This is a genomic window from Mesorhizobium sp. WSM4904 (assembly GCF_029674545.1).
Lineage (GTDB): Bacteria > Pseudomonadota > Alphaproteobacteria > Rhizobiales > Rhizobiaceae > Mesorhizobium.
The window spans coordinates 5,899,693-5,912,724 of record NZ_CP121354.1 but is presented as its reverse complement, the minus strand read 5'-3'; the positions used below and the strand labels follow the sequence as shown (position 1 = coordinate 5,912,724).

The window sequence follows — 13,032 nt, the reverse complement described above, 5'->3', positions numbered from 1 at the left end:
GGCGGCATGCGTTGGAGATTGGCCGAAACGCCCATCGTGATCGTCATCCACGGGCGGAGCAAGGAGCGAAGCGACGCGCGCAGACCCGAGGATCCATTCCGTAACGCATGAGCGCTGCTGCGGCGCAGAATTCTGCTCCGCTGCACTCTTTGATCAGGGTCACGGAATGGATTCCAGGGTCTCCGCGACGCCGCTTCGCGGCTGCTCCGCCCTGGAATGACGAGATTCGGGCGGCTTCAGCCAATCTCAGCGTTCGTGCCGATTTCACGGAAATGACCGGCGAAAATCTTACTCGTCGACAATGGCGACTTTCAAAAATCCCTGTGTCGAGGACCTAAAACATTTTCCGGTAAACGACGAACCCCGAGCGCTCGCCGATCTTGTCGTAGAGCTGCATGGCGGTGTGGTTGGTCTCGTGCGTCAGCCAGTAGACGCGGCCCGAGCCAGCGGCTTTGGCGCGCTCGTAGACGCCCTCGATCAGCGCCCTGCCGACGCCTTGGCCGCGCGATGCCTGCGACGTGAAGAGATCCTGCAGGTAGCAGTTCGGCGCGATCGCGGTGGTCGAGCGGTGGTAGAGATAGTGGACCAGGCCGAGAAGCTTGCCGTCGCGCTCGGCCACCAGCGCATGCATCGGCTCGTAGGCATCGAAGAAGCGCGACCAGGTCATCTGGGTGATCTCGCCGGCAAGCGCCGTTTCGCCCGATCGGCCGTAGAATGCGTTGTAGCCATCCCAGAGCGGCAGCCATTGTTCGTAATCCTGCCGAGTGACGGGGCGGACGATCCATTGGCTTGGCATGACATATCCCTCAGATTGAAGCGGCGAGAGCAAACGGCCAACTGCGACGCCCGGCAATGGGCCAGCCGCTGGCAAAGCGTTCAACCTCTCCGTGATGCGGCGCCCTGCCTTGACGCTCGCCGGCCCGCCAACTAGGGAATGCCCATTCCAGCGCTTTCCGAGGCTGCCGTGACCGTCGAAATTCCTGCCCACATGCATCCCAGCCGCTCTTTCCAGGGGCTGATCCTGACCTTGCACAATTACTGGGCGGCTTACGGCTGCGTCATCCTGCAGCCCTACGACATGGAAGTCGGCGCCGGGACCTTCCATCCGGCAACCACCTTGCGCGCGCTCGGTCCGCTGCGTTGGAACGCGGCTTACGTGCAGCCGTCGCGCCGCCCGAAGGACGGCCGCTACGGCGAGAACCCGAACCGGCTGCAGCATTACTATCAGTATCAGGTGATCCTGAAGCCGAACCCGCCCAACCTGCAGGAACTCTATCTCGGTTCGCTCGAGGCTATCGGCGTCGATCCGCTGCTGCACGACATCCGCTTCGTCGAGGACGATTGGGAAAGCCCGACGCTGGGCGCCTGGGGCCTCGGCTGGGAGTGCTGGTGCGACGGCATGGAAGTGTCGCAGTTCACCTATTTCCAGCAGGTCTGCGGCATCGAATGCGCGCCGGTGGCCGGCGAGCTCACCTATGGGCTCGAGCGCCTCGCCATGTATGTGCAGGGCGTCGACAATGTCTACGACTTGAACTTCAACGGCCGCGAGGGCGCCGAGAAGGTCACCTATGGCGAGGTCTTCCTGCAGGCCGAGCAGGAATATTCGCGCCACAATTTCGAATTCGCCAACACCGCGATGCTGCTTCGGCATTTCGAGGACGCCGAGGCCGAGTGCAGGGCGCTGCTTGCCGCCGGCGCGCCAATCTCCCCCCTCGAGGGGGAGATGTCGGCGAAGCCGACAGAGGGGGTCCTCGCAGGAGGCACCGCCAATAAGGCGTCGAGCGCATCGCAGGCGACCCATTCGGGCCACCCTCCCCTCAAGGGGGAGGGGTACCACCGCATGGTCTTCCCGGCCTACGACCAGTGCATCAAGGCAAGCCATGTCTTCAACCTGCTCGACGCGCGCGGCGTGATCTCCGTCACCGAGCGGCAGAGCTACATCCTGCGCGTGCGCAATCTGGCCAAGGCCTGCGGCGAGGCGTTCCTGAAGACGCGGGCGGGCGGTCTGGCGGCTTAGCTCAAGAAAGCTTTCGCGATCTCAGCGGCGGTCAGCGTCAACGCGCTCTGGCTGCTTGCGCTTTCGATTGTGCGCAGCGCTTGCCTCACGCCAGGCATCGAGAACGTGCCATGCATCTGGGCGGCGAAGCAGGCGCTCAGTGCCAGGATCTGCAGGGTTCTCGATGCCGTTTTCATCGTCTTTCAGCCAATAGTTCTCCGCCTGAGCGTTGGTCGCTTCAGTGCAGTGTTCGGTTCATGGGATTTCTTGCTCTTAGGACGGGCGGGTCCGCTTCGTCCCGACAAAGACCTGAAAATTTCCTGAAATAGCTCGATCTCGCGATCGGCAGGCAGGGTGACAGCGGCGAGCCGAGTTGCTATGCGCCCTCTACCTCCCCCTTGATGGGGGAGGTCGCCGCGAAGCGGCGGGTGGGGGTGACGGGCGCTTCCCTATGCCGAAACTTGATCGCTTCAAGTTGCAGTCCGCGCGAAGGCTGCGCGCGGCGATGACCGACGAGGAACGCAGGTTGTGGCAGCACCTCTGGCGCATCCCAGTCGAAGGCACGCACTTTCGTCGGCAAGCATCGGTTGGTGGCTACTATCCCGACTTTATCTCACATCGGCTGAAGCTGATTATTGAGGTGGATGGCTTCCACCATGGTGCCGATGATCAGCTGCGCCATGATGAAGTTCGGACGCGGTGGTTTGAAAGCCAGGGCTACCGCGTTGTCCGTTTCTGGAACCACGAGATAAAAAACGAACTGGATTCCGTCCTCGATACAATCTATGCGGCGGTGGAAGAACGGAAATTACACCTGCATCTGCGCGACGGTGCCGAAGGTAATGGCAGCTGAGAGGCCGCCACCCCACCCCGGCGCTACGCGCCGACCCTCCCCATCAAGGGGAGGGTGGGAGCTTAACTATGCCCGACCTACTCCTAGAACTCCGCTCGGAAGAGATCCCCGCCCGCATGCAGCGCAAAGCAGCCGGCGATCTCAGGAAGATGCTGACCGACGGTCTGGTCGAGGCGGGTCTTACCTATGAGGCGGCGCGCGAATACTGGACGCCGCGGCGCCTGGCGCTCGACATCCGTGGGCTAACGCCGCGCTCGAAGGACATTCGCGAGGAGATCAAGGGTCCGTCGACCACGGCGCCCGAGCAGGCGGTGCAGGGTTTCCTGCGCAAGGCAGGTCTCGCCTCGATCGCCGAGGCGCATGTCCATTCGGATCCCAAGAAGGGCGACTTTTACGTCGCCCACATCTCGAAACCGGGCCGGGCGGCCGAAGAGATCATCGCCGAGCTGGTGCCGGGCATCATCAAGAACTTCCCCTGGCCGAAATCGATGCGCTGGGGGCCGGCCTCGGCCAGGCCAGGCTCGCTGCGCTGGGTGCGGCCGCTGCAGTCGATCGTCTGCACCTTCGGGCCGGAGACAGAAGAGCCGGTGGTGGTCGATTTCGAGATCGACGGCATCCGTTCCGGCAACGTCACCTATGGCCACCGCTTCCACGCGCCGGGCCCGATCACCGTTCGCCGCTTCGACGACTATTCGGCCAAGCTCGAGGCGGCCAAGGTCGTTCTCGATGCCGACCGTCGCAAGGAGATCATCCTGGCGGATGCGCGCAACATCGCCTTTGCCAACGGTCTCGACCTCGTCGAGGACGAAGGCCTGCTGGAGGAAGTTTCCGGCCTGGTCGAATGGCCGGTCGTGCTGATGGGCGAATTCGAGCAGGATTTTCTCACCATTCCGGCCGAGGTCATCCGCCTCACCATCCGCGCCAACCAGAAATGCTTCGTCACCCGGCTGCACGGCGCCGCCGAGGACCTCTCCAACCGCTTCATCCTCGTCGCCAACATCGAGGCGACCGATGGCGGCAAGGAGATCGCCTACGGCAACGGCAAGGTGGTGCGGGCGCGGCTCTCCGATGCGCTCTATTTCTGGAAGACCGATCAGGGCGATCTGCCGGACCTCGACCAGTTGCAAGAATCCGCGGCAAAGTTCGACCTGGACCTGAAGAAGCCGCTCGACCAACGCATGGCGCGGCTCGACCACCTCAATGTGACCTTCCATGCCAAGCTCGGCACGCAGGGCGCACGGGTTGCGCGCATCAAGCGGCTGGCTGAGGAGTTGGCGCCGGTGATGGTGAGGTCGATCTCCCCCCTCGAGGGGGAGATGGCCGGCAGGCCAGAGGGGGTCGCTTCAGCTGGCGCGACGCATTCTGGCCTTGGCAAGAAAGAGGAAGTCGGCGCTTCACGCGAGACGACCCCCTCTGTCGCCTTCGGCGACATCTCCCCCTCGAGAGGGGAGATTACCGCGCTTGTCGTCCGCGCGTCGGTGCTCGCCAAGGCCGACCTGCAGACCGAGGTGGTCGGCGAGTTCCCCGAGCTGCAGGGCGCCATGGGCCGCAAATACGCGTTGCTTCAGGGTGAGCATCCATCCGTGGCCGCGGCCGCCGAGGAGCACTACAAGCCGCAAGGCCCGTCCGACCGGGTGCCAACCGATCCCGTGTCGGTTGCCGTAGCGCTTGCCGACAAGTTCGACACGTTGAGCGGCTTCTGGGCAATTGACGAGAAGCCGACCGGCAGCAAGGATCCCTTCGCGCTGCGGCGCGCGGCACTTGGCGTGGTCAGGATTTTGATCGAGAACCGCATTCGCATGGGGCTGACCTCGATCTTCTCCAAGGCCTTTGCGAACTTCACGGGCGGTGCCGACCAGATGTCGGACCTCCTTGCCTTCTTCCACGATCGCCTGAAGGTCTACCTGCGTGAAAGCGGCGCACGGTATGACTTGATCGATGCCGTGCTGTCGGCGGGCTCGCGCCCGATCTCCCCCCTTGTGGGGGAGATGTCGGCGAAGCCGACAGAGGGGGGCGCTGTCCCGCCGGCCCCTCATTCTGTCGCGCCCCCCTCTGCCCTGCCGGGCATCTCCCCCACAAGGGGGGAGATCGGCCAATCGCCGAACGATGACCTCCTGCAGATCGTCCGCCGCGTCGAGGCGCTGGGCTCCTTCCTCGACAGCGAGGACGGCAAGAACCTGCTCGCCGGCACCAAGCGCGCCGCCAACATCCTGGCCGCCGAGGAGAAGAAGAAAACGCTCATCGCCGAAACCGTTGAGCCGGCTCTGTTCCGCGAGGACGCGGAAAAGAAGCTCTATGCCGCGATGAATCAGGCCGAGAAGGAAGCCGGCCAAGCGATTCAAAACGAAGATTTTTCCGCCGCCATGCTGGCGCTTAGCGTTTTGCGTGAACCGGTTGATTCATTCTTTGAAGGCGTTCTCGTGAATGATGAGGACCAGGCCGTGCGCGCCAACCGCCTTGCGCTGCTTGCCCGCATCCGCGCCGCTACCGACCAGGTCGCCGATTTTTCAAAAATCGTCGGCTGACGGCCTGAAAAATCGCCGATCCGAAGCTGCCTGCGCCCCACAAGGCGCGGTGCGCTTCGACAATTTCACAGCCCGAAATTTAACGCGCCGGAGCCGGCTTACAGTCATATGGCAATGACCTCCGCGTGGGAGAACCAATGCATGTCGCCCAGAGGTGTTCAGCGGTTCTGGGACAACGACATGCATCAAACAAAGACTTGAGGCGCGTCGCCTGAATTCGTTTCAGAGCGACGCGCCTTAAGACGTTCCCAAACCACGGAGGCATGCCATGAATTCCGTTCACGATATCGAATTGACCGAAGAAACCCCGGCCGCCGCCGAGGGTATCGAGCCCGCTTCTGAAAACCTTCTCGACCATGCCGCCGCCGCGGCCATCGAAGCCGCCGATCCGTCTGAAGACGATGAAGAGGAAGGCGACGAGGAAGAAGCCGACGACGAAGACGAGGACGACGAAGACGAAGACGAAGACTCTGATGAGGAAGCCACTGCCTCGAGCGACGAAGAGTCGGACGACGACGAGGATGAGGACGACGAGGACGACGAGTCCGAGGACGATGACAAGGAAGAAGCGGCCTGAGCCGTTTCTCGTCGCTTGAAGAAACGAAGGGCGGCGCTTGCAAACGTCGCCCTTTTTCAATTGAGCTTAGAGATCGGCGACCGCGAGGGTAGCCCTACATGGCCTTGCCGACCGGCTGCAATGTCGAACTGTTCTGCGGTTTGGCTTGCGGCTGCGCCTGGCCGCCCGATCCGTTTGCGGCCGGCTTGTTGTTGGCCGCTTTGGTGTCGCCGTCGGGAGCTGCCGCGGCGGCGCCGTTGGCAGGCGTGGCGGGCGCGGTGCCGTTTGCCGGTTCCGTGGATTTTGCAGCCGCGGCCGCCGCGGGTGTCGCGAAGGCGCCGCCGACGATGCCGCCGCGGATGATCGTCGGCGTCTGCGCGTGCCTCCGCTCCGATTTCTGCGGGATCGCGGCCACCTTTTCGTCGGTGACGGCTGGCACCGGTTCGCCGAGCGCCACGATCGATGGTGTCGAGATCTTGCCTGGTTCGATCGCGGCTAGCCTGATCACGGAAGGCGTCGAGGTCGAAACGCCGAGCACGACGATGGACGAAGCCTGCGCCAGACCGGTCGTCGCCAAAAGGCCGATTGAGACCGCTCCCAGAACAATTCCAGGAAAGGCGCATAACGGTTGGGCTCGGCGACTTCGCCGTAGCCTTCCGTCCGGAATTGCGCCAAAGCAAAGCATGCGCATCACAACAACTCCCCCGAGCCCAACAACCGGAAACCAGCACCCTAGTGCCGGCGAATTGATGCCGGCTTGCGCGGAAACTTAACATTTTAGGGATTGATAAATCGCCAATGCCTGCCTTGCCCCGCATTGCCGGCCGTATTACGGGACCGGCGTGTTCAGGATCGGTGATGAATTTGGCTGAGATACTTGCCGTCGGCGAGGCGATGGAACGGGCGCTGACGCTGCTCGAAGCCGGCGATGTCGTCGCAATCCCGACCGAGACCGTTTACGGGCTCGCCGGCGACGCCACCAATGGCGTCGCCGTGGCGCGTATCTTCGAGGCCAAGGGCCGGCCGCGCTTCAATCCGCTGATTGCTCATGTCGCCGACCTGGCCATGGCAAACCGCATCGCAGAATTCGATCCGCTGTCGACGAAACTGGCCAGGGCCTTCTGGCCCGGTCCGCTGACGCTGGTGCTGCCGCAACGCGCGGAAAACAACATGCATCCGCTGGTCACCGCGGGGCTGGACACCATCGCGCTGCGCATGCCGAGGGGTTTTGGCGGCGAATTGATCGCGCGGCTTGGCCGCCCGCTCGCCGCTCCCAGCGCCAACTCCTCCGGCAAGATCAGCGCCACGACGGCGCAAGCTGTGGAGGCCGATCTCGGCGGTAAGATCAAGCTGGTGGTCGACGGCGGCGCGACACCCGTCGGCCTGGAATCGACCATCGTCAAGATCGAGGACGACAAGCTGAGGCTGCTGAGGCCGGGCGGCATTGCCGCCCGTGAGATCGAAGCCATTGCCGGCGCAAAGATTGTCCGCGGCGCTGCCGGCATCCAGGCGCCCGGCATGCTCGCCTCGCATTACGCTCCGGGCGCCTCGGTGCGTCTCAATGCCGATAGGGTGGCCGGCGGCGAGGCGCTGCTGGCCTTCGGCCGCGATCGTGCCGAGGGCTGGCGCGGCGCGGTGGCAGTGCGCAATCTTTCCGAAGCGGGCGATCTGCGCGAGGCAGCCGCCAATCTGTTCGCCTATATGCAGGCGCTCGACCGCAGCGGCGCCGCTACCATCGCCGTCGAGCCGATCCCGCTCGACGGCCTGGGCGAGGCGATCAACGACCGGCTCGCCCGCGCCGCCGCCCCGCGTGACAAGATCGACTGAGCGTCATAGTTTGGGCTCCATGAACGATCAGACCGACGATCAGCCCTTCGACCTCGATCCCGCCCTCATCGACCGTTTTGCGGCCATCGTCGGCGACAAATATGCGCTGCGCGACCAGGCCGACATCGCTCCCTACATCACCGAGCGGCGCGGCCTGTGGCATGGCCGAACATCGCTGGTGCTCAGGCCGGGCAGCGTCGAGGAAGTGAGCCGCATCATGCGTCTGGCGACCGAGACCGGAACGCCGGTCGTGCCGCAGAGCGGCAACACCGGCCTGGTCGGCGCCCAGGTGCCGGACAAATCCGGCCGCGACATCGTGCTGTCGCTGTCGCGGCTGAACCGCATCCGCGAGATCGACATATTGTCGAACACGGTCACCGCCGAGGCTGGCGTCATCCTGCAGACGCTGCAGGATGCGGCCGACGCCGCCGACCGGCTGTTTCCGCTGTCGCTCGCGGCCCAAGGCTCCTGCCAGATCGGCGGCAATCTTTCTTCGAACGCCGGCGGCACCGGCGTGCTTGCCTATGGCAATGCGCGCGAGCTTTGCCTCGGCGTCGAAGTGGTGCTGCCGACCGGCGAAGTATTCGACGATCTGCGCAAGCTGAAGAAGGACAACACCGGCTACGATCTGAAGAACCTTTTCGTCGGCGCCGAGGGCACGCTTGGCGTCATCACCGCCGCCGTGCTCAAGCTGTTTCCCAAGCCGAAGGGCAGGGAGGTTGCCTTCGTCGGCCTGTCTTCGGCGAGAGACGCGCTGTCGCTGTTCACCCTGGCGATGGATCAGGCAGGTCAGTCGCTCACCGCTTTCGAGCTGATCGGCAAACGGCCTTACGATTTTACACTTCTGCATGCGCAGGGCGTGACGCGGCCGCTGGCCGACGACTGGCCGTGGTATGTGCTGATGCAGATTTCGTCCGGGCGCTCGGAAGAGGATGGCAGAGCGCTGATAGAGGAAGTGCTGGCGGCCGGCCTCGAGACAGGTATCGTCGGCGACGCGGTGGTCGCGGCCAGCCTGGCCCAGGGCGATGCCTTCTGGAACTTCCGCGAGGTGCTGCCAGAGTGCCAGAAGCCGGAAGGCGCTTCGATCAAGCATGACATCTCGGTGCCGATCGCCTCGATCCCGGACTTCATCGAGACGGCCGCCGGCGCCGTCGCCTCCGTCAGCCCCGGCGCGCGCGTCGTCTGCTTCGGTCACATGGGCGACGGCAATCTGCACTATAACATTTCCCGCCCCGAAGGCGGCGATGACGAAGCGTTCCTCGGTCTCTACCGCCCGATGAACAAGGCCGTGCACGACGTCGTCCGCTCCTTCCACGGCTCCATCTCGGCCGAGCATGGCATCGGCCAGCTGAAGCGCGACGAACTGGCCGCCACGGCGCCGCCGATGGCGATCGATCTGATGCGCCGGGTGAAAGCCGCCTTCGATCCGGCCGGCATCATGAATCCCGGTAAGGTTATCTAATTCTTCCAACATCTTGTGGCTGGTTGCATTCCGATAACCATCGGCCCCGATCAGCAAAATTTAACTGACTTTCTTAAGCGAGGCGGTAAGAAGCGAGCGCTAATGTTTCTCCCATAACGAGGCCGGGAAAACCGGCCCGGAGAGAACCGGAAAACGGCCCTCAGGAGAAACAGGAAGGCACTCGATGAACACTGGACTGAAGCCAGTCTGGGCGGGGCGCAACATGCGTCTCGACCCGTTTCGCCTGCCGCAGATGGTGAGCTATGCCACGCGCGACGACTATGGCGATGTTACCTTCACGATCGATCAGCGTGGCGCCGTCATCCGGCGCATGCTGGAGATGAGCGGCCTGCCGGCGATCATCGCGCTGCCAGCCAATGCGTTCCGCGGCGTCGCCGCCCGCGCCATGGAAGATCCGGACGGCAACGTCACCGTGACGCTGGAACTTTTGCACAATGATCCGATGCTGTCGGTGCCGCTTCTGGTCGCCGACGATCTCGACGACGTCGCCGCCGACTGGCGCGCCTGGGCCGATGCCTATCGCCTGCCGATGCTGTTGATCGAGGCCGACGGCATCGCCCGCACGCTGGAAGAATCGCTCGGCGCCGCCATCAAGGCGCTGCCGCCGCAGGAACGCCGCAAGGGCCGCGTATCCAACATGCGCCGTCCGCGCTTCCTCGCCCGCCGCAGGACCGGCAATCTCGGCCTGAGGCTCGTCATCGGCGGCGAGGAGATCATCGCGCGGGAGTAGCGCAGTTCCCCCTTCTCCCCTTGTGGGAGAAGGTGTCGCCGAAGGCGACGGATGAGGGGTGCTCCAAGGAACGCCAACCTATCACTCCGCTGGAACACCCCTCATCCGTCTCGGCGCTGCGCGCCGATCCACCTTCTCCCACAAGGGGAGAAGGAAAAGTGGCGCTACACCAGCGGCTTCAGCGCCACCCAGAGCGCGCCGCCGATCAGTCCCAGAAAGATCAGCCAGCCGACCTGGTTGTTCGACTTGAACAGCTTCAGGCACTGGTCCGGATCGTTGATGTCGAGCCGGACGATCTGGCGCGCCATATGCGCGCCGGCCGCGATCAGCCCGGCCAGCGCCGGCATCGGCACCTGTGCCGAAGCAAAGGCGATGGCGAAGCAGACGAGGGTGCCGCCGTAGAGCCCCACCAGCCACATCTTGGTGTTGTCGCCGAACAGCCGCGCCGTCGAGCGCACGCCGACGATGGCGTCGTCTTCCTTGTCCTGATGCGCGTAGATCGTGTCGTAGCCGATCACCCACAGGATCGAGCCGATATAGAGCATGATGGCCGGCCCATCGAGATCGCCGAACTCGACCGCCCAGCCCATCAGCGCGCCCCAGGAGAAGGCCAGCCCCAGCACGAATTGCGGCCAATTGGTGATGCGCTTCATGAACGGATAGACGGCGACGATGGCCAGCGAGGCGATGCCGAGCGGAATGGCGAAGCTGTTGAATTGAAGCAGCACCGCAAGCCCGACCAATGCCTGGATGATCAGGAATGCCCAGGCCTGGCGCTTTGTCACCTTGCCGGCAGGCAGCGGCCGCGAGCGGGTGCGCTCGACCTGGTTGTCGATGTCCTCGTCGACGATGTCGTTATAGGTGCAGCCGGCGCCGCGCATGGCGACGGCGCCGACGAAGAACAGCAATAGATACCAGGGCGCCGGCAACAGCGTCAGCAGCGGATCGGTCGGGCGCGGATAGGCGCTGGCCGCAAGGGCCGCCGACCACCAGCAGGGCCAGAGCAGCAATTGCCAGCCGATCGGCCGGTCCCAGCGCGCGAGCTGCGCATAGGGCCACAGCCAGCGCGGCAGCACCCTGTAGACCCAATGGCCGCTCGGCGCGTCCGCGACGCGGCCCTGGGTGGCTTTCGACTGAATGGTTTCCATTGCGCTGGAGTGGCAGCAGCGGCTGGCGCCGTCAAGCGGCCGCATTGTCGCTCAGCCGGTGAAAACATCGTGACCGGCGAACCACGCTTTCGCCGTCTCGATGAAGGCGAGCGCCGCCTTCGGTAGGCGCAGGCGCGTGTCGTGGGCGAGGATGATGCGCTGCATGGGAAGCGGGTCGGAAATCGGCTTGCAGACCAGCGGCAGGCCGTCATAGCTCCTGTCGCCACGCGGCCTGGTGTAGCTCACCGCCACGCCGAAGCCGTTGGCCACCATGCTGCGCTGCAGCTCGAACGAGCTTGTCGACGACTGGGCGGCGGGCGACAGGCCGCGGCTGAGGAAGAGGTCGAGCATGTGCTGCCAGCTGTGCGGCTGCTCGGTGGTGATCAGCGGATGCACGGCCAACTCCGCCAGGCTGACGGCACGCTTGTCGGCCAGCACATGGCCGGCCGGCAGCAGCGCGTGTGGCCGAAGCTCATGCAGAAGCACGCGCTTGAAATGCGCCGGCAGGCCGAGATCGTAGGTCAGGCCGAGATCGATCGCGCTGTCGGCCAGACGCCGCCCCAGCGTCTCGAAGGTTTCGTCGCGGATCACGACCGTGACTGCCGGGCAGCGCTCCGCAAAGGAGCGCATCAGCGCCGGCGCGAAATAGGGCGCCAGATCCTCGAAACAGCCGAGCGCCAGCTCGCCGCCGACATCGGCCTCGCGCGATCCGAGCGCGGCCAACTCATCCGCCTCGGCCAGCACCTGCCTTGCCTTGGCGACGGCCTGGCGGCCAAAGGAGGTCAGCGCCACGCCGCTGCCGCGCTGACGCACGAAGAGTTTTTGGCCGAGCGCTTCCTCGACATTGTCGATCGCGACCGAAATCGAAGGCTGAGAAACATTGAGCGCCGCGGCCGCGGCGGTCACGCTGCCATAGCGGGCCACGGCGATGACGTAGTGCAATTGCACAAGCGTTGGTTTCATAGACAAAAGCTATAAGCGAGATGACAAGTTATTATTTTACGCGATGTGACGCTCTTGCGATAGTCGGTCTGCCCGACAAGGAGATTGCCCATGGCCACCGCCAAGATCGATGCCGCGACGATTGCCGACTATCAGCGCGATGGTGCGGTCTGCATCCGCGGCGCCTTCAAGGATTGGGTCGATGTCATTGCCGACGGCATCGAGCGCAACATGCAAAACCGCAGCGCTACAGCGTCCGACATCGCCGGGGGCAAGGGCAGCTTCTTCGACGATTACTGCAACTGGGAACGCATCCCGGAATTCGTCAGGATCGTGCGCGAATCGCCGGCGGCAGAGCTCGCGGCGGCGGTCATGCAGTCACGCAGCGCGCAGTTCTTCCACGATCACGTTCTGGTCAAGGAGCCCGGCACTCAGAAGCCGACGCCTTGGCACCAGGACATTCCCTACTATTTTGTCGACGGCAGCCAGACGGTGAGCTTCTGGATCCCGATCGATCCGGTGAAGGAGGCGACGCTCAGGCTGATCGCCGGCTCGCACAAATGGGAAAAGATGGTCCTGCCGGTGCGCTGGCTGAACGACGCAAATTTCTATGCCGGCGAGGGCGATTACCTGCCGGTACCCGATCCCGACAACGACCCGTCGATGAAGGTGCTCGAATGGGAGATGGAGCCGGGCGACGCCATCCTGTTCGATTTCCGCACCGCCCATGGCGCGCGCGGCAACATGACCTCGGCCCGACGCAGGGCGCTGTCGTTGCGCTGGGTCGGCGACGATGCGCACTATGTCGAGCGGCCGGGCCGCACTTCGCCGCCCTATCCGGGCCACGACATGAAGCCCGGCCAGAAATTGCGCGAGGACTGGTTCCCGATCATCTTCCAGAGCTGAATCATTCTCCAAAGGCTGATCGGCCGGATCGCTGTCGGGCACGGGCCGGCCTCATCACGTCTCGAT

The 13,032-nt window shown here is 64.2% G+C and carries 12 protein-coding genes; 8 read left to right on the top strand and 4 right to left on the bottom strand.

The window, feature by feature from the left end:
* Positions 1–334: 334 nt before the first annotated feature.
* Positions 335–796: a GNAT family N-acetyltransferase gene (locus QAZ47_RS28730; RefSeq protein WP_278231622.1), complete on the bottom strand. Its 462-nt coding sequence runs from the start codon at positions 794–796 to the stop codon at positions 335–337.
* 168 nt (positions 797–964) lie between these two features.
* On the opposite strand from QAZ47_RS28730, the gene QAZ47_RS28725 reads away from it, so the two are divergent.
* From QAZ47_RS28725 to QAZ47_RS28710, 4 genes are all read left to right on the top strand, one after another.
* Positions 965–2,017 carry a glycine--tRNA ligase subunit alpha gene (locus QAZ47_RS28725; RefSeq protein ID WP_278231621.1) on the top strand — a complete coding sequence of 351 codons (1,053 nt, stop codon included), beginning with the start codon at positions 965–967 and terminating at the stop codon, positions 2,015–2,017.
* Between the two features lie 430 nt (positions 2,018–2,447).
* Positions 2,448–2,849: a DUF559 domain-containing protein gene (locus tag QAZ47_RS28720; RefSeq protein ID WP_278231620.1), complete on the top strand. Its 402-nt coding sequence runs from the start codon at positions 2,448–2,450 to the stop codon at positions 2,847–2,849.
* 68 nt (positions 2,850–2,917) lie between these two features.
* Positions 2,918–5,374: a glycine--tRNA ligase subunit beta gene (gene glyS, locus QAZ47_RS28715; RefSeq protein WP_278231619.1), complete on the top strand. Its 2,457-nt coding sequence runs from the start codon at positions 2,918–2,920 to the stop codon at positions 5,372–5,374.
* 268 nt (positions 5,375–5,642) lie between these two features.
* On the top strand, positions 5,643–5,951 hold the full coding sequence (locus tag QAZ47_RS28710; protein ID WP_278231618.1) for an ATPase: 309 nt from the start codon (positions 5,643–5,645) through the stop codon (positions 5,949–5,951).
* A 94-nt stretch (positions 5,952–6,045) separates the two neighbouring features.
* Here QAZ47_RS28710 and QAZ47_RS28705 read toward each other — a convergent pair whose 3' ends face one another.
* The gene (locus tag QAZ47_RS28705; RefSeq protein ID WP_278231617.1) at positions 6,046–6,507 is read right to left on the bottom strand and encodes a hypothetical protein; all 462 of its coding nucleotides are present in this window, start codon (positions 6,505–6,507) and stop codon (positions 6,046–6,048) included.
* A 287-nt stretch (positions 6,508–6,794) separates the two neighbouring features.
* Between QAZ47_RS28705 and QAZ47_RS28700 the strand changes: the two genes are divergently transcribed.
* The 3 genes from QAZ47_RS28700 to QAZ47_RS28690 all read left to right on the top strand — a co-directional run bounded on the left by QAZ47_RS28700 (position 6,795) and on the right by QAZ47_RS28690 (position 9,970).
* A complete protein-coding gene (locus tag QAZ47_RS28700; protein ID WP_278233904.1) occupies positions 6,795–7,757 on the top strand; it encodes an L-threonylcarbamoyladenylate synthase in 963 nt (320 codons plus the stop codon).
* 19 nt (positions 7,758–7,776) lie between these two features.
* Positions 7,777–9,219: an FAD-binding oxidoreductase gene (locus tag QAZ47_RS28695; RefSeq protein ID WP_278231616.1), complete on the top strand. Its 1,443-nt coding sequence runs from the start codon at positions 7,777–7,779 to the stop codon at positions 9,217–9,219.
* 184 nt (positions 9,220–9,403) lie between these two features.
* Positions 9,404–9,970 carry a DUF6101 family protein gene (locus QAZ47_RS28690; RefSeq protein WP_278204309.1) on the top strand — a complete coding sequence of 189 codons (567 nt, stop codon included), beginning with the start codon at positions 9,404–9,406 and terminating at the stop codon, positions 9,968–9,970.
* Between the two features lie 164 nt (positions 9,971–10,134).
* Here the strand turns inward: QAZ47_RS28690 and ubiA are convergent, their stop codons facing one another.
* The gene (gene ubiA / locus QAZ47_RS28685) at positions 10,135–11,118 is read right to left on the bottom strand and encodes a 4-hydroxybenzoate octaprenyltransferase (protein WP_278233903.1); all 984 of its coding nucleotides are present in this window, start codon (positions 11,116–11,118) and stop codon (positions 10,135–10,137) included.
* Between the two features lie 51 nt (positions 11,119–11,169).
* Positions 11,170–12,081: a LysR family transcriptional regulator gene (locus tag QAZ47_RS28680; RefSeq protein WP_278231615.1), complete on the bottom strand. Its 912-nt coding sequence runs from the start codon at positions 12,079–12,081 to the stop codon at positions 11,170–11,172.
* A gap of 90 nt (positions 12,082–12,171) precedes the next feature.
* Between QAZ47_RS28680 and QAZ47_RS28675 the strand changes: the two genes are divergently transcribed.
* The gene (locus QAZ47_RS28675; RefSeq protein ID WP_278231614.1) at positions 12,172–12,966 is read left to right on the top strand and encodes a phytanoyl-CoA dioxygenase family protein; all 795 of its coding nucleotides are present in this window, start codon (positions 12,172–12,174) and stop codon (positions 12,964–12,966) included.
* Positions 12,967–13,032: the final 66 nt, after the last annotated feature.